This window comes from Chroococcidiopsis sp. [FACHB-1243] (assembly GCF_014696895.1).
Classification (GTDB): domain Bacteria; phylum Cyanobacteriota; class Cyanobacteriia; order Cyanobacteriales; family Chroococcidiopsidaceae; genus Chroococcidiopsis.
On record NZ_JACJQX010000010.1, the window covers coordinates 126,859 to 143,618 of the forward strand.

Annotated in this window: 14 protein-coding genes; 2 read left to right on the plus strand and 12 right to left on the minus strand. The window is 38.9% G+C overall.

From position 1 onward, the window contains the following. Positions 1 to 2 precede the first annotated feature (2 nt). Positions 3 to 1,586: a bifunctional phosphoribosylaminoimidazolecarboxamide formyltransferase/IMP cyclohydrolase gene (gene purH / locus H6G17_RS09815; protein WP_192156619.1), complete on the minus strand. Its 1,584-nt coding sequence runs from the start codon at positions 1,584 to 1,586 to the stop codon at positions 3 to 5. A 207-nt stretch (positions 1,587 to 1,793) separates the two neighbouring features. On the opposite strand from purH, the gene H6G17_RS09820 reads away from it, so the two are divergent. Together H6G17_RS09820 and fmt are read left to right on the plus strand one after the other, a co-directional pair. After that, a complete protein-coding gene (locus H6G17_RS09820; protein ID WP_192156621.1) occupies positions 1,794 to 2,318 on the plus strand; it encodes a DUF937 domain-containing protein in 525 nt (174 codons plus the stop codon). Between the two features lie 62 nt (positions 2,319 to 2,380). Then, positions 2,381 to 3,373 carry a methionyl-tRNA formyltransferase gene (fmt, locus tag H6G17_RS09825; protein ID WP_192156623.1) on the plus strand — a complete coding sequence of 331 codons (993 nt, stop codon included), beginning with the start codon at positions 2,381 to 2,383 and terminating at the stop codon, positions 3,371 to 3,373. 20 nt (positions 3,374 to 3,393) lie between these two features. Here the strand turns inward: fmt and H6G17_RS09830 are convergent, their stop codons facing one another. The 11 genes from H6G17_RS09830 to H6G17_RS09880 form a co-directional block, all read right to left on the minus strand. Further along, entirely contained in the window at positions 3,394 to 3,747 is a 354-nt protein-coding gene (locus tag H6G17_RS09830; RefSeq protein WP_015156599.1) for a DUF6464 family protein, read from the minus strand. Between the two features lie 131 nt (positions 3,748 to 3,878). Then, positions 3,879 to 5,312: a sugar transferase gene (locus H6G17_RS09835; protein ID WP_192156626.1), complete on the minus strand. Its 1,434-nt coding sequence runs from the start codon at positions 5,310 to 5,312 to the stop codon at positions 3,879 to 3,881. A gap of 479 nt (positions 5,313 to 5,791) precedes the next feature. Next, a complete protein-coding gene (locus H6G17_RS09840; RefSeq protein WP_192156628.1) occupies positions 5,792 to 6,925 on the minus strand; it encodes a glycosyltransferase family 4 protein in 1,134 nt (377 codons plus the stop codon). A gap of 152 nt (positions 6,926 to 7,077) precedes the next feature. Continuing rightward, a complete protein-coding gene (locus tag H6G17_RS09845; protein WP_192156630.1) occupies positions 7,078 to 8,172 on the minus strand; it encodes a glycosyltransferase family 1 protein in 1,095 nt (364 codons plus the stop codon). A 111-nt stretch (positions 8,173 to 8,283) separates the two neighbouring features. After that, positions 8,284 to 9,270: a glycosyltransferase family 2 protein gene (locus H6G17_RS09850; RefSeq protein ID WP_192156632.1), complete on the minus strand. Its 987-nt coding sequence runs from the start codon at positions 9,268 to 9,270 to the stop codon at positions 8,284 to 8,286. 70 nt (positions 9,271 to 9,340) lie between these two features. After that, positions 9,341 to 10,552: an O-antigen ligase family protein gene (locus tag H6G17_RS09855; RefSeq protein ID WP_192156634.1), complete on the minus strand. Its 1,212-nt coding sequence runs from the start codon at positions 10,550 to 10,552 to the stop codon at positions 9,341 to 9,343. 167 nt (positions 10,553 to 10,719) lie between these two features. Continuing rightward, positions 10,720 to 11,439 carry a CatB-related O-acetyltransferase gene (locus H6G17_RS09860; RefSeq protein ID WP_192156636.1) on the minus strand — a complete coding sequence of 240 codons (720 nt, stop codon included), beginning with the start codon at positions 11,437 to 11,439 and terminating at the stop codon, positions 10,720 to 10,722. Between the two features lie 20 nt (positions 11,440 to 11,459). After that, the gene (locus H6G17_RS09865; RefSeq protein WP_192156638.1) at positions 11,460 to 12,380 is read right to left on the minus strand and encodes a glycosyltransferase family A protein; all 921 of its coding nucleotides are present in this window, start codon (positions 12,378 to 12,380) and stop codon (positions 11,460 to 11,462) included. A 2-nt stretch (positions 12,381 to 12,382) separates the two neighbouring features. Next, the gene (locus H6G17_RS09870) at positions 12,383 to 13,099 is read right to left on the minus strand and encodes an FkbM family methyltransferase (RefSeq protein WP_192156640.1); all 717 of its coding nucleotides are present in this window, start codon (positions 13,097 to 13,099) and stop codon (positions 12,383 to 12,385) included. A gap of 5 nt (positions 13,100 to 13,104) precedes the next feature. After that, positions 13,105 to 14,412, minus strand: a complete 1,308-nt coding sequence (locus H6G17_RS09875; protein ID WP_192156642.1) for a flippase — start codon at positions 14,410 to 14,412, stop codon at positions 13,105 to 13,107. A gap of 11 nt (positions 14,413 to 14,423) precedes the next feature. Further along, complete coding sequence (locus tag H6G17_RS09880) at positions 14,424 to 16,640, minus strand: polysaccharide biosynthesis tyrosine autokinase (protein WP_192156644.1); 2,217 nt, start codon at positions 16,638 to 16,640, stop codon at positions 14,424 to 14,426. Positions 16,641 to 16,760: the final 120 nt, after the last annotated feature.

The window sequence follows — 16,760 nt, forward strand, 5'->3', positions numbered from 1 at the left end:
ACTTAATGCAAAAAATGCCTTACACCTGTCAACACCATCACAATTCCCAATTCATTTGCTGCCTTAACTGAATCTGCATCTCTGAGACTTCCACCAGGTTGAACGATCGCAGTTATGCCAGCAGCGGCGGCTGTTTTGACTGAATCATCAAAAGGAAAGAACCCATCGCTAGCTAATACTGCACCTTGAGCTTTTTCTCCGGCTTGTTCTAAAGCAATTTGTACCGAACCGACACGATTCATTTGTCCCGCACCTACACCCAGGGTAGCGCGATCGCGGCTCACGACGATGGCATTTGATTTGACATGCTTGCAAACCTTCCAAGCAAATAGCAATTCTTCTAACTGTTCTGGAGTTGGTTGTTTTTCCGTTACCATTTGCCACTGTTTAGTGTCGGCAACAAGATCGTCAGATGCTTGTATTAAGAAACCACCCGCGATCGCTTTTATTGTATGTAAAGACGTTTCATGTAACGTCTCTACATTTGGTAATATCAAAACTCTCACTTTAGATTTACTAGCCAGAATTTCCCGTGCTTCTGGTTCGCATTCTGGAGCAACGACGCATTCTAAAAATGTTTTTGTCAACGCTGTAGCTGTAGCTGCATCAATTGCCCGATTTAAGGCAACAATTCCCCCAAAAGCTGAAACTGAATCTGCGTTAAAAGCCTTTTCATAAGCTTCAGAAATTGTAGTTCCCAACGCCGTACCGCAGGGATTTGTATGTTTAATAATTGTCGCTGCGGGGACATCAGTAAATTCTGTGATTATGCGCCTTGCTGCTTCTAGATCGACTAAATTGTTGTAACTCAATTCCTTTCCCTGGAGTTTCGTCGCAGCCGCCCAACCCGTTGCTGTCGTTTCCGTCTGATACCACGCCGCAGGCTGATGCGGGTTTTCCCCATAGCGCAAAGATTGAACTTGCTTGCCTGAAATTGTAAAATTTTGGGGTAATTCTTCCCGACTCCCCTGTACGGGCGCACAGCTGTGCGCCCCTACCGACTCCCGACTCCCCAAAAAAGAAGCGATCGCGCGATCGTAATTCGATGTATGCCAGAATGCTTTTTGGGCGCAAGCAGCGCGAAATTCAAATGAGACTTCCCCTTGTTGGCGTAATTCCTGCAAACATGTTGCGTACATCGCAGGTTCGCACAACACGGTTAAATGGGCAAAATTTTTAGCCGCTGCCCGGATCATTGCGGGTCCACCAATATCGATTTGTTCTACTGCTTCTGCTAAAGTTACGTCAGGCTTGGCGATCGTTTGCTCGAAAGGATAGAGATTGACTGCCACTAAATCGAAAGGGCGAATATCATTAGCCTCCAGATCTGACACATCTTGCGGTACGTCCCGCCGTGCTAAAATGCCACCATGAATCCGAGGGTGAAGAGTTTTGACGCGCCCGCCGAGAATTTCTGGCGAACCAGTGTAATCTGCAACTTTAGTTACTGGTATTCCTGCTGCTTTAATGGCTTGAGCCGTTCCACCGCTGCTCACAATTTCAAAACCAAATTCTTCTACCAAACTACGGGCAAAATCGATCAGCCCTGTTTTATCAGATACACTCAGCAGCGCTAAACGTGCCATAGTTACCAGTCCTCTGCAATTCAACTCAGACAAAGAACTATTGTACGTTGTTAGTTATCAGTTATCAGTTATCAGTTGTCAGCGATTGGGGAGTCGGGAGTCGTGGTAAAAATACAGATAACCAATGACCAATTACCAATTACCAATTACCAATTACCAATTCATGGTATTAGACATTATGGAGATGTCAAATGGAGATTAGAGTAAATGGGACTCTTCGATCAAATCGTTAGTGCAGTCGGTAACTCTAACCAAGCTGGTAGCGCAGGTCAAATTGGTGCTATTGTCAACACGATTCAACAGCTGAGCAACAATACTGGTGCAGACCCTTCTACCCTACAATCAGTATTGTCATTAGTGGGCGGTCAGGTACGCTCGTCCTTACAACAGCAACGCGCCGTGAATGGCGAAGCACAAGCACAGGCGATCGTTAATCAATATAGCGGCACTGAACCCAGCCCTCAAGCTGTTAATACTCTGTTTTCTTCTAACCAACAGCAACAACTGATCCAACAAATTGCCCAGATGACAGGAATGAATTTGGGTTCGATCCAGCAGATGCTACCCGTACTCGTGCCAATAGTATTAAATTTGCTGCAATCTGGGACTCAGACTCAAAACCCCCAAGGCGGCGCTAATCCCGTCCTCAACGCTTTTCTAGATGCCGATCGCGATGGGGATGTGGATGTAGCTGATGCAATGCAAATGGCAAGTCGCTATCTAAGCCGATGAAATAAATTGTAAATTATGTCGTGCAAACCACGACATAATTTACTTTTACTCTTGACTTCCGAATGAAAATCATCTTCTTCGGTACTCCCGAATTTGCCGTTCCAACTCTAGAAAAGCTACTCAGTCATCCAGAGTTTGACGTTGTGGCGGTTGTCACTCAACCAGATAAGCGTCGAGGACGAGGCAATGAATTAACCCCCTCACCCGTAAAAACTGTTGCGACAGCACGACAATTACCTGTGTGGCAACCTTCAAGGGTGAAAAAGGATGCTGAAACTCTGAATTTACTAAAACAGTCTGGGGCAGATTTTTTTGTGGTTGTTGCCTACGGACAAATTCTTTCTCAGCAGATTCTCGATCTGCCACGCTTGGGTTGTATTAACGTGCATGGCTCGATTTTACCCAAGTATCGCGGTGCTGCGCCCATACAGTGGTGTTTGTATAACGGCGAGACGGAAACCGGAATAACGACAATGTTGATGGATGCGGGAATGGATACAGGGGCAATGCTGCTGAAAGCATATACGCCGATTCACATCCTAGACAACGCCTACGACTTAGCAGCCAGACTATCAACGTTAGGAGCAGATTTATTGATAGAAACGCTGTTGCAATTAGCAAGTCAGGCGATCGCACCCATTCCCCAAAATAACGACGAAGCCACCTACGCGCCTTTGATTAAAAAAGAGAACTATGCCCTCGATTGGTCAAAAACTGCGATCGCGCTGCACAATCAAATTAGAGGTTTTTATCCCAATTGCACGGCTACCTTTCGCGATCGCGCTCTCAAAATACTTGCTACTGTACCTCTCGATGCTGCCTATACGTCGCAGCTACCACCAGATTTGCAACAGCTAACTCATAACTTTTCCGATTTGTCAAGCGATCGCCGTCCTGGGGAAATTGTCCAGACGGTTAAGGGTATAGGAGCCGTCATTCAAACTGGTGCGGGTTTACTATTATTACGAGAAGTCCAGCCAGCTGGAAAACGCCCTCAGTCAGGCTGGGATTTTGTCAACGGCAACCGCTTAACTGTGGGAGAGGTATTCTTGTAGAGGTGCAATATTTTGCCTTTCTACATATGGGTTTCATAATAGCGACAGCGATCGCACGGTCCCTCTGGGTTTACCGCACAACGGATCAACTCAGAATGGGCGTTGAAGCGACAGCTAGCATCGCCAATCACCCAACGTCCCTCTACAAAACTTTTCTCTGCTGGTCGCGCCGCTGACTGTACGTAAAGAGCAATCTTATTTAAACGATAACGCCCCGCTTTCAATTGATAGCGGTGGCGACGTTCTAAAACAGCGTAGGTTTTTCCTTCTAAATCTAAATAGTTCCCCGGTTGGGGAGTCCAATCGAGCATAACTTTGCCGAGGGACTGACGCGGATGCGTCAGAATAACCTCGGTTAGTAAATCTGGTTCCATAACTCACATTCAGGTGTAATGCCGACTACTTTTTGGATGGTATCGCACAATCACCTTTGTCTGGGCAGTTTGAGACGATGTTTTAGGATTGGTAAACTGGAAACGTTACGTGTGATATCCGTACCATAATGCTAATACGCACCTTTGCGACCCAGTACTACCGCGATCGTTTTGAGTAGGATTTGGATATCCAACCCCAGCGACCAGTTTTCCATATACTTGACATCTAAACTGACAACTTTATCGATTTCATAATCATCAGTATTAGACCGACTAACTTGCCATAAACCAGTCATACCGGGTAAAACTTGGTAGCGAATAAAATGGCGATCGGCAAATTTCTCTACATCTGAGTTTGGTACTGGTCGCGGTCCAACTAAGCTCATCTCACCGCACACGACATTAAATAGTTGTGGTAGTTCGTCTAAACTATAGCGCCTCAAAAATTTGCCTACACGAGTAATACGTGGGTCATTTTCTGTTTGAAACAAGACACCATCTTTCCACTGACGATCGAACTCTATGCTTTTTTGCGCTCGGTCTGCATCAGTTGTCATCGTCCGAAATTTCCAGATTTGGAAAGTTTTACCGTGCAACCCCATACGATTCTGCTTATAAAAAATAGAGCCAGATGAATCTATGGCGATTAGCAATGCTATCAACGAATAAGCGGGAATTAATATCAAAATAAGTGCGATCGCAAAAATGAAATCAAAGCATCTTTTGATTAAAAAATCGCCACCTATAGTTAAGTAAGAGCTGAGTTCAAAAGTGGGAATACTGCCTAGAAATCTCAACTTAATCTTTTGCTCAACAACTTGTAATGCTGTAGGTAAAACATGTATGTTAACTCCCGCATTTTTGAGTTTAATATAGAAAAGAGGTTGAGAAGTAATACCTTCCCAAGAATAGATCAAAACATCGGACACTTTCGATCTGTAAATATCTTGTAGAATACTATCTCGTTCGTTTATAGTAGTAATATCTGCCCAACCAGCAAAATCATATCTTCGTTCGCTGTCTAACAACTTAATAGCTGAGTTTTTATCTTCGAGCTTAGAGATTAAATATATAGGATAACGAAGAAAGCCTTGTTCTCGCAGATTGTCAATGGCAATATCTATGCTATATCTAAAGCTGCAAACCAAAGTAACACTTAAAACTCCAGAGAGAATGAAAGATTGAGGTGAAATAGTTTTTGGATGTTGAAAAAAGAAGACGATCGATAATAGTAGTAAATGAGCGAGTGTTAAAGTTTTAGCAATATTAATATAATCTCGGCGTTTGTCCCCAGCTTGATATAGCTCTTGTGAAGCTAATAGACTAATTTGAAATGCAATAATTGTGGCGATCGCGACTAAACTATTTTGATTGTCATTAAGTAAATAAAAAGGTTCGCCAAAGCTTGCTGTCACTTGCCAGGATATCAGTAAAGCACAAATATCGAATAGCAATAATGTAATCAGTCTTCTCCAGCGTTGACCTATTCTCTTTCCGAGTTGGCTAAATAGTGGAGCGCGTAAATCCCGATCGTACCGATCGGATAAAACACTAGTAGATGTCATAATCTATGAATGGTAAACTGAAAATTGGGAAACATATTTGCAAATAGAGATTGCTGCGTTCGATCTCATGTACTCTGTTTTGGCTTAAAGCTCGAGAAGAAGTAATATAGTTATTGCTTGTCAGAATACAATTTGATTTGCGATCGAATTAAGCCTCTATTTCTGATTGAGATAGGCGATCGTAGTGTATGTATGTAAGTTATAAATTAATATTAAAGTCAGCTACTAATTTTTCAGTGCAGCAAATATACGGAAAATTTTTGCTTTTAGATAAACGATTTATCAATAAATTCGGTGAATTCAAGTATGTAGAATGAGAAAATACAAACTAGAGGCGTGCAGCGATCCACACACCCCTAGTTTGTAGTCCAACTTTAAGCCTGACTAGTTAGAACTCACTTAGGCAATGACAAAATCATTAGCACTGAGAGTAGGTTTACCGGAGAATTGAGCAACGGCTGACTCTCCTCCTAATACGCCTAGATCTGGATTGTAGAAAGAGATGTGTATAACTCATTTAAAGACTGCATCATACGATCTGCTGAAAAAATTTCCTCAAATCGAAGTTTTGATGCTCGACTCATAGATTGACGTAATATTAAAGATGTAGCTAATTTTTTCATTACATCCACTAATTCAAGTAGATTTTCTGATTCTACAATACAACCATTGACTCCTTCAATTACTAAATCGCTAGCTCCAAAAGTTCGAGTACAAATAATTGGTAATGAAGCCGCCATCGCCTCCATAGCAGAGAGAGAGAGTCCTTCATAGCGACTTGGTAAAACAAAAACATCAAAAACATTAAGTAAGTTTGGAACGTCAGTTCTCTCCCCTGTAAAAATTACACGAGGATTAGTTGTTTGTTTGAGGGTATCTAGTAACTCTCCAGTACCAACAAATAGAAGGTAGCTTTGAGGATGATTGAGATTGTGAAATGCTTTGAGCAAAAGTTCGGGATTTTTTTGATAGGTTAATCGACCTGTAAAGCCAAAAACTAAAGCATCATCAGGAATACCTAACTCTTGTCGAATTACCTGACGAGGGCGAGAAGGACGAAGCAAAGAAATACCATTTTCTATAACCTTAACTTTATTAGGATTGAATTTAAAAGTTTTTAACATATAAGCTTGTTCGTCCTGAGATACAGCGATAACTTTTTGACAAGCTAAATAACCTAGCAATAATTCAGCTAGCCATATTAGTAATGCTTTAAATCCAACTGCTTCAGTTGATAATGTTGCTAAACCGTTGGGAGTATAGAGCGTTCTGTGGCTCATGCCATTCAATATTGAGGCGATCCGTCCAGTCACTCCTGCTTTTGAACTATGACAGTGAATAATATCAAAAGGTCCATTTTCGCGAATATATTTTGAAATTACCTGAATCGTTTTCCAGTCTGACACTAAGTTGATGTTGCGTGACATCTGAATTTCTTGAAGTCGTACACCGATATTACTAAAATGCAATAACTCTTTTTGAAAAGAGGTATCCGCTCTTGCAGATGAATAAAGCAGATGAACCTCATGATTTTTGGCTAGATTATTGCAAATTATGCAAACATGACTGCCAACCCCAGTAAGGCATGACTCAACAATCAAAGCGATTTTCATTTTAAATATTGTTATAAGAATGAGAGTTTTTGAACAAACAATCAATCGAACATGTACTAGGCACTATCTTTACTGATAGCCTATCAGCATAACCATATTGTGTACTGAGAATATGAGCAACGGTCAACTTCAGTGACTCTAATAAACTTTAATCATTTGCCTGCATCTAATAAAATATTCAATGTAAGTTGTGCAGTTTTTTCCCAGCTAAATTCGTTTGCCTTATTTTTTCCATACTCGGTTAAAGTATTTCGTAATTCTGCATTGTCGATCACCGATAACATTGCATGACTTAAACTATTGACATCTCTTGGTTGAACTAAAATTCCTGCGTTACCCATAACTTCCGGTACTGAACCGCCGCTAGCTGCTATGACAGGAGTTCCTAGCGCCATTGCTTCTACAAGAGTTAACCCAAACCCTTCATATTCAGATGGGTTAACTAAAGCTATTGAACCAGCAATAAGACTATTTAACTGACTTCTATTCAATTCACCAAGCACCTGAATGTATTCTTTTGCGGTAGAGGATTGAATTCTAGAAGCTATGTCATCTGAATGGTTATAGTTATGCCTACCTGCAAGAATCAATTTCGGACGAACTTTCTGATTTGCACAAGCAGCATTTACTAATTCAAATGCTGCTATCAAATCAGGTACTCGCTTCCAAGGTTTCCAATTCCCAACATAAACGAAGTAGGGCGGATCGAGCTGTTGCGATATATGAAGATGTCCGTGTGTTAGGTTGACTCCGTTATAAATTATTTCTATTTGACTAGAATTTACACCTACCCAATGGGAAAAATCTGAGGCTGTACTTTTTGAAATACAAATGACTTTTTTACACTTCCAAGCTGCTAGTTTCAGCATGACTAAGAAGTACAATCGAGCTAACTGAGAGGTAGCATATTGAGGATAATTTAGCCAAATTGTGTCATGTACAGTGAGAACTGTAGGACAAGATGAAAAAACAGGAAAAGTTACATGAGGACTAAAAAATATATCTGGTTTGTATGTTCGACAAAACCTTGCCAACCATATCTGTTCCCTTATAGAGAACATTTTTGGTCCTCTAATTACATTCGCACCCTCTGGTTTAAGAGCTTTAATTGTGCTTAAGTCTTCCTCGTTAATTGCTATAATCAAAAAACTTAGATTTTTTTCATGAGTTATTCTATTTAAAATTTCTCTGATATATTCTCCAATCCCACCTTTAGAAATATGCCTAGCATCAATAGCAATCTTCACTAATGTACTCCGATAAACTTCTAGATAAAAATCTAAATGCGTGGTGAGTTGGTACAGTAATAATCGTGTTAACACACATACACGAAGACATTTATACAGCAAACGCCTTACTCAACAGTTATTATTCAATGTTTTTTCTTCAAAAAATTTCATGATAATAGACCGCAACTGTAACCATTTCTTTTCACCTATGAGAAAACGAGTTACACACCTTACTAATAAAGTTGCTGATTCTAAAGTAACAGAGGGATTACTCATTACTGCGGACTTAAGTTTAACCAGTGCTGTAGAAAAATCTCCCATCTCCATATACATTTTGGCAGACAAAAGATTCACGCAACTTTGTGCTTGCTTATCATCTAAAATTTCTCTTGTCTTAGCTCTACTTAATACTTCTGCAATATCATTTACCAAGCTTTGAGTGATAGTAAATGTTTTCGATGCTGAATGTAGACGAAATAGAGCTAAGTTATAAGAAATATGTTTTAACGGTATTTTTTCAGCTAACTTAATCCATAAGTCAAAGTCCATTGCATAATGGAGTGATAAATCTATTCCTCCAACTTCACGAACGTACTTTACCGGAGCAAATACAGCTGGTTGCGGCAAGTGATATTTCCAAGCTAGAATTTTTTCAAGTGTCATATCTGGACACTGGCGAGGACAGAGACCAAGATCGTTATCGCGTTCATCAATAAATCTGGCTAATCCATAAATAATACTAGGTTGCTCAGCTTCCATCCATGCAGAAACTACTTTAAAAAGTGCATTCTGAGCTAGAACATCATCAGAATTAAGCCAAGAAAAAATTTCTCCTTTAATTCTAGCAAGTCCTTTATTTATAGCGTCACTCTGACCGCGATCGCTTTCACTTATCCAATGAAAGCGCGGATCGCTTTCGTATTCTTTTAAAATAGATATTGTTTCATCTGTGCTACCTCCATCGATTACCCAATACTCAATTTTCTCGTAATTCTGCATTAGAACGCTTTCAATTGTCTTCCTAATAAACTTTCCTTGATTGTATGATGGCGTAATAATACTAACTAAGGGTAGAGATGAATTATTTTTAGCTTTTAACAAAAGATCCTCAGACATCGAATAGCTAGCCTCTAAGTTAAATTTAGTTTTGCTTGACGTTGGTAGTAAAAATTCAACATAAATTCAGTTAAGAGTTCAACTGCGTGTGTATCTCAGCCGCCTCTTGATATTTTTTGTAATTTTTACGTTTATAAATGATACATCTACTTAAATAAGTTGATAGATATACGTACAAAAACCAAATGATACTTTGTCTTGCTGACAAGACTCCAACATCAGTTAAGTTAGAAAGAATTATAAAAGTAATAAGAGTTATCGGTAAGATAGATTCAAGTTTACTTGACTGTTTCAACTCACCTATAGCTATAAAAATATTTCTAACTAATGATATCAATAAAGCTGACATACCGAGAAAGCCCAGTTGTAAACCTACATCTAACAATCCATTGTGAGCGTGGGGTGCTTGCCATCTCATTCTTTGCCAGATATCAGCACAAGGACCATCCAAACCTGTCCAAAAAGCATTAAACCCGTAGCCTAACACTGGATGTTCCATAATTTTTTCCCAAACTATTTCCCAGAGAATTGTTCGTCCAGTACCTGTAGTGTCACGACGAAAAAAGTCTAGAGCGGTTTCATAATTCGTAGCTAAGATAGTAATTATTGAAGTAATAAAAAACAAAACGAATGAAATCAAAACAACGTTTTTCGTTTTAAAAGTTCGCAATAATAACAAAAGAATCAAGAGTTCCAACAATGACAAGTAGGCGCTAACAGTATTTGTAATTACCAACGAAATTGTACTTATAGCAACAATGCTCCAGCTAATAACTCTATAATGTTTTGTATGCAATGCATGAATTAACCATAGAACTATACTTAGTACCATGATTCGTCCACAATTTGTCGGATGACTTAATAAGCCTTGAAAACGCAATCCGGTACGCAAATCAATCATAAAGGCATTAACTGGCATAAATAGAGCAAATACTAAGCCTAATATTGCTATAATTGCAAGCGACCAGCGAAACAGCCTCAGCATTTCATTTAAGCTATAACTAGTACCAAGGTGAACGGCAAAAATTGTTATTGCTAAGAGTGAAATACTATGAAAAAAAGTACTTACAGGTACTTCTGACCAGATTGTAGAAAGAAGCGATAGGGTAAGAAGCACGCACAAAAAAATGTCTTTGAAAATAAAATTTAATACTTGTCTGTATTTGAAGCTTGCAAATAAAATTCCTATTATGTAGATACTATAGTTGATTAAGCTCATTAATGGATTATAAGATTCTAATAATCTAGTACCCGGCTCTAGTTTTTCTAATGAAATTCCCATAAAAATACATAATGCGAATATAATAAAAATATTTTTTATGAGATTGAGATGTGTTTTATAGATCATATTACTTGATAAAAACAGTCAAGTTTAAAAACCTTGATTGCTAAAACCTGTTGCATTAGCTGGTTTTTAGCATCCAACCACTGAAATAGAATATTTTCTGCTTACTCATGTATCTGTTTAAACTTATTAATATCATGAAAATCTTTAAAATTCTGCTTTAACCACTCTTCGTCTTTTAGCCACCATTTGAACTTTAGAAGAAAATCCACTACTTCTTTTTCAAACCTGTAACGAATAAGCTTTGCCGGAACACCACCATAAATAGCGTATGCTGGAATATCTTTAGTGACAACTGCACCAGCAGCAATTATTGCTCCATCACCTATACTTACGCCATCTAAAATGATAGTGCTAGTACCAATCCATACATCATTTCCTATAGTAATATTAGCGCACTCTTTGAAGTAGTCTTTATCTGAAAATGTTAATCCTGCTTGTTTTCGAGTTGAAAAAAAGATTGGATGAGTTGAAACAAAGCTTCTAGTAGGATGACTACCTAAACCAATTTTACAATCTGAAGCGATAGAACAAAATTTACCTATACTTGCTCTATCAATTACGGTATTTTGACAAACATAAGTAAAAGAGCCAATTTGAGAATTAGCAATTTTGACTTGCTTGTAAATTGTAACATTAGGGTCAATTAATGAATTATAAACATGAGAAAGCTCGCCTTGAGTAAAATTTTTAAATTGAAGTTTATTGATACACCAATTATAGAGAAAACGCAAGTAGTAGGTTATGATATTTCTCGGTTTAAACTTAATCAGCTTAGATAAACTATTTATGAATGAATCTGTATCTTTTATTTCAAACAGCATAAATTACCTCGATTGGATTTTTACACCTTATAAATAAGTTTTTGTAATTTTGCTACAGCACGACTCCAGATAGGCGCATTAAATCTCGTTTTTTGAGTAAATTTGTCTGCGTCTAAGTTCTGTAATACATATGGTGGATGTTTGAGCGGAAACTGCATTTCTCCTATTTTCATATTAGAATATGAACTATAGCTTGTTGTATGAGTTGCTGCTTGTCCAAAACCAATATTTGAAATTAAATTTACATTAGGAAAGATGCCTAAACCACTTTGAACCCAGCAAGAAAATAACCAGCGAAAGAACCAACTATTAATCTGCCCGTTATAAGTTAAACAAAAAGTACGATGCCAGTATTTAGCTGCCTGAAAACTTAATAGTTTATCTGTAAGAATTCCACTATCTTTAATCATTGACCATAGCTTCATATCAAAGTCGAAATATTGCCATGCTCGCTTCCAGGTTGCCCAACCCCAGCAATCATGATAGAGAGAAACATAATAGCTATACTCAGTTCTTTGCTGTCCAGCTTGAAAATTGACTCCTGCAATAGACATAATTCGTCTATCATGTCGATAGTATTCAAGAAGTTCTTCACAGTATTGAAAAAAAGTAGGATGAGGTAGGCAATCATCTTCAAGAATGATTGCTTCTTCTGTATTACTAAAAACCCAGTTTAGCCCACTGGAAACACGACATTGGCATCCCATGTTAATATCAGAGTAATTTTTTATGACTTCACATTTCCAGTCAACTTGCTCAATAATTGCACGGGCAGCGGCACACTTTTCAGCTTCACCGGGTTTATCGTCACGAGCGCCGTCAGCAATGACAAAAAGCTGAGGAGGTTTGACTTGACGAATTGCCTCGAAAACTTTAGCAGTAGTATCAGGTCGATTAAAAATAATAAAAACAACAGGTGTTTTTAATTGCCAATTACTCATAATTACAAACCAGAGGTTTTAAGTATTAGAGTTCTACAAGTTTTTGCAAAGAGTTCGTATCCTTGTTGAACGAGGAATTGATATGTTTCATTGGTTGATAGCTCGGTGATACTTAAATTCAAACATTCAATCAAAATATATTCTGGTCTAAAAGCTTGCCAATCGTTTGAGTAAAGTACTTCTAAGTCTAATCCTTCAACATCAATTGACATGAAATCTATTTTATTATGAGATAAAAAATTACTACTCAGTATTTCTTTAAGAGGTGTAGCGATCGCACTTTGCTCTTTAAGAAGTTTCCATCCATGAGCAATTCTTTCAGAAGCTAGATTTCTATCAAAGGTGTTAAGAGCAGGTTCATCAAACATAAAGAAAGACATTTCTGTTTTTTCTTGAGCAATAGCTGCCTCTATATTAATATCTCTCGGTCTTTGTTTTTTAAACAGATTCATACTACCTGGCATCGCATCAATATTGATTCCATTCCATCCTTTTTGGTAAAATAAATAGGTGTTTGAAAATCGTTTTGGATGATGTGCACCTACATCAATATAAAACCCATTTTGCTTGCATTCAAATATTTTATTTAAAATTAAATCTTCCCCTTCTTGGGAATATGATTTGTTAACATAATTGTTATTTAGCTGTTTTTTCAGTTTTTGTAGCAAGCTCCAAATTTTGATAGAAAGAATATTCTTTAGGATACGTTTTAAGTTCATTTGTTTTAATTGATTAAAATAAGTGCTTTGAGTTGGATAAAAAACATTTTTCTTGTTTTTTGATTCAATAAATTTGTAATAAAAGCCGCAAAAGCATAGGAAACAACAGTAGCGATCGCCGCACCATTGCCAGAGTAAGTAGGAATTAAGAGAAAATTCAGTAACACATTAGCGATCGCCCCAATTAGCGTTCTTTGTAAAGAAAGCTTTGTCAAACCTTCAGTGATAAACCAAGGAGAAGTAGCAACACCCATAAAGACGAATAGAGATGCCCAAATATGGATGGTAAGAATGGAACTGGCTGCAATATATTCTTGACCGAACAGCCCTGTTACCAAGGTTTTCGATAGAAATGTCATAGGTATTGCGATCGCGATGGATAAACATACCATCAACCGCAATAGCTGTTTTATGCGCTGATAGTACAAACTCTCACTTATTCCCTTTGCCTCAATAATTGTAGGAAAGGCAGAAGAGCAAATTGCTGTGGGAATGAAGTACCAAAGTTCGGAGATCCGAGTCGCTGCTGAATAAAGTCCGACGGCGCGATCGTCGATCATCTGTCCCAGCATAATCTGGTCGATTCGCATATAAATCATAATCGTCAGTCCCGAAAGCATCAGCACCCAACTTTCTTTAAGTAAGGCGATTGCACGAGTAAGGCTCCAACGCCAAGCCAAAAGGCTATATCCTTGCATTCGGTAGACGATCGCTAACCCAATTGCACCTAACCCGCTTTCTAGCAAAACTACCCAAGCAAAAGCTATTAGAGATGCATTAATTTGAATTAAAGTTAACTTGACAAGGGTGATAACGATAAACGCTAGATTCTTAGCAATAACCGTATATTTTGATTGAACCTGCGCTTGAAATTGTAAATCAATGGTGTCAAAAGCCTGAAAAATTACTCCAACTGATAAAACACTGACTACCCAACAAGTTAGCTGGTCTCCTGAACGTAACAACGAAATACTAATAAGTGCTAATCCAACTAATACAAATCCGCCCAGAAATTTGAGAAAGAAAGTAGTACCAAGAATTTCATCCTTATATGAAGAGTCACGTACAATTTCACGAATTACTATGTTGTCCAAACCTAAAGTGGCAAATGGAGTTAGCAAAGCTACGAAAGCAGTGGCATAGTTTAATAGCCCAAATTGCTGAGTTCCCAAATAACGAGCTACCCACACACCTACAAAAAGCCCAACACCCATGCGAAGGATACGGTCAGCAAACAGCCAACTAGTATTTACCGCAACTTTACGTAACCGAGGGCTAAATCTTTCGCGGATTGACACAATAGATTTGAACATACAAATCTGAGTTATGATGCTGCCTTACGATTAGCTGTAGAACGCTGATGACTAGTGGAATCCTCCTCCATGTAATAGTCCTTCACATAGTAGTAATAACTATCAGATTCATTTTCCAAAATCACGCCATTGACAACCAAACCCAAGACCTTCTGACTGGAAGACTGCAATAAGTCTCTAGCAGTAGTAGCAGTATTAGAACTAACAACACCAGGTCTTGCTACCATTAATAAACCATCTGTCATCTTACCCAACATGAGAGCATCAGCAGCTACTAAGATAGGAGGGGCATCAATAATTACAAAATCAAACGATTTAGCAAAATTATCGATTAAGGAAGTCATTTGCACGGAATTGAGTAGTGCTACGGGGTTGGGAGGAGTTGCACCTGCCGTGAGAATATGCAATTTAGGCAGAACTTCTTTAATTGCAGACTGGTAATCTACTTGACCGACGATCGCATCGCTCAATCCTTCTGTATTAGCTTTCTCCCAAATGTGATGTTGTCTGGGACGGCGCATGTCTGCATCAACAATTAAGACTCTGTTTCCTAATTGAGCGATCGCCGCTCCTAAATTAGCAGAAACCGTAGACTTACCTTCTCCAGGAACAGAGCTAGTGACTAAAATCACTTTCAATTTATCTGAACTGGAAAATTTTAGGTTAGCCTGAAGCATCCGAAAAGCTTCGGCGATTGGCGCACGCGGAGTGTCTCTGACGGGGAGGGCGATCGCAGATGTTTCCCCATTTTTTCCATCGGCAGCAGCTTTCTTTGTCAGAGAAGGAATAGCTCCTAAAAAGGTATAGCCAAATAACTCTCTTGCTTCCTTCAGAGTTTTGACCGATGTATCCTGAATTTCTAAGACTGCAACCGTACCGCTTGATAACACTACGCTGAACAATATCCCTGCTACCAATATCATCATCGGTTTGAACAACAAAGCTTTTTCGGGAGCTAGTGCAGATTCAATAATCCGAGCGTTACCCATATTTTGATTCTCTGCTACCCTCACCTCTTGCAGCTTTTGCAGCAGAATTTCGTATGTTGATTGAGCCGCTTTGAGTTGTCTTTCGAGTTCCCGTTGTTGCTGTTCTAATTTGGGCAGAATGTTAGCTCTTTGTTTGTAGAGCTTATATTCACCCAATAAAGAAGCTAAACGACTTGCTAAACCCAGACGCTCTACTTCTAATTGAATATATGCCTCAGTTAGTTTCTGTTTACTTTCACCAATTTGTAACTTACCATCAGCTACGGTTCGCGTCTTTCCTACAGCCTGTGCGATCCGTTGGCTGAGTAAGGCTTTGAGAGCTGTTCTCTTTTGCTTAAGATTGGCAATTCCTGGATAGGTTTCGGCATAGCGCGTCCGTAATTGTGCTAGTTCGGCTTCGGTTTTTTGATACTCTGTTAAGACTCTTTGCACGCCGCGAGCCTGATTGAGCGCGTTGAGATTCAAGCTAGTATCTGCATCCATACCGACTTGTTGGCGCAGTTTTGCCAACTTAGTATTAGCATTTGCCAATTCTGCTCGAACCTGAGCGATTTGTCCTTCTAAAGTTTGAATGACCGTGACTGCACCTTGTGCTTCTGCTTCTAAAGCAATTAAGTGATTCTGTTCTTTAAAGCGACGCAAGGCGCTTTCAGCTCGTCGCACGCGGGCTTCAACATCAGGAATTTGCTTCGCAATAAAATCTCCGGCTGCTGTTGCCGTAACTCGGTTAGTTTGAATATTATTTTCTAGATAAACGTTCATCAATTTATTGACGACGGCAGCAGCTTCATCAGAACTGATGCTTTTATACGTCACTTGCATCACATCAGTGCCACCAATATTTTTCAACTTTAGTTTGTTGATAAAATCTTCTGGTTTAAGTGGTTCATTTTTGCGATCGTCTTTGAGATTTAGTGCAGCTATAGTTTTTTGTAAGAGAGGAATGGAACGTACTACCTCAATTTCTGTATTGACAGGATTACTTTGAAGATTTAAACCTTCTAAGTCTCCGATTCCTTGTCCTAGACCTGTGAGAGCAGCCGTTTGATCGTTTTTCTTAACGATCAGTTTCCCCGTCGCTTCATAAACGGGTTTCTGCAAGCATACAGCTATAATTGCTAAAGCCAGAATGGTAGTAAACACGCCCGTACCAGGTAGCCAACGGCGTTTTAAGATTATCCATAATTTTGAAAAATCTAACTCTAGATTTTCCGAGGTTTCAATAAGTCGCTCTTGCATAACTCAAAAATAGTAGAGAGAATAGTTTAGGCAAAAATTCCTGAAATACTAAGTTATAACTTCTCAGTACAACGCGAATCTTTACAAAGTTATTAAAGTTTTTGAGATACTACAGTTCAG

Bases quoted from the DNA above. Each gene is read 5' to 3' on its own strand.
- purH (WP_192156619.1), bottom strand. From the start codon at position 1,586: ATGGCACGTTTAGCGCTGCTGAGTGTATCTGATAAAACAGGGCTGATC.
- H6G17_RS09820 (WP_192156621.1), top strand. From the start codon at position 1,794: ATGGGACTCTTCGATCAAATCGTTAGTGCAGTCGGTAACTCTAACCAA.
- fmt (WP_192156623.1), top strand. From the start codon at position 2,381: ATGAAAATCATCTTCTTCGGTACTCCCGAATTTGCCGTTCCAACTCTA.
- H6G17_RS09830 (WP_015156599.1), bottom strand. From the start codon at position 3,747: ATGGAACCAGATTTACTAACCGAGGTTATTCTGACGCATCCGCGTCAG.
- H6G17_RS09835 (WP_192156626.1), bottom strand. From the start codon at position 5,312: ATGACATCTACTAGTGTTTTATCCGATCGGTACGATCGGGATTTACGC.
- H6G17_RS09840 (WP_192156628.1), bottom strand. From the start codon at position 6,925: ATGAAAATCGCTTTGATTGTTGAGTCATGCCTTACTGGGGTTGGCAGT.
- H6G17_RS09850 (WP_192156632.1), bottom strand. From the start codon at position 9,270: ATGTCTGAGGATCTTTTGTTAAAAGCTAAAAATAATTCATCTCTACCC.
- H6G17_RS09855 (WP_192156634.1), bottom strand. From the start codon at position 10,552: ATGGGAATTTCATTAGAAAAACTAGAGCCGGGTACTAGATTATTAGAA.
- H6G17_RS09860 (WP_192156636.1), bottom strand. From the start codon at position 11,439: ATGCTGTTTGAAATAAAAGATACAGATTCATTCATAAATAGTTTATCT.
- H6G17_RS09865 (WP_192156638.1), bottom strand. From the start codon at position 12,380: ATGAGTAATTGGCAATTAAAAACACCTGTTGTTTTTATTATTTTTAAT.
- H6G17_RS09870 (WP_192156640.1), bottom strand. From the start codon at position 13,099: ATGAACTTAAAACGTATCCTAAAGAATATTCTTTCTATCAAAATTTGG.
- H6G17_RS09875 (WP_192156642.1), bottom strand. From the start codon at position 14,412: ATGTTCAAATCTATTGTGTCAATCCGCGAAAGATTTAGCCCTCGGTTA.
- H6G17_RS09880 (WP_192156644.1), bottom strand. From the start codon at position 16,640: ATGCAAGAGCGACTTATTGAAACCTCGGAAAATCTAGAGTTAGATTTT.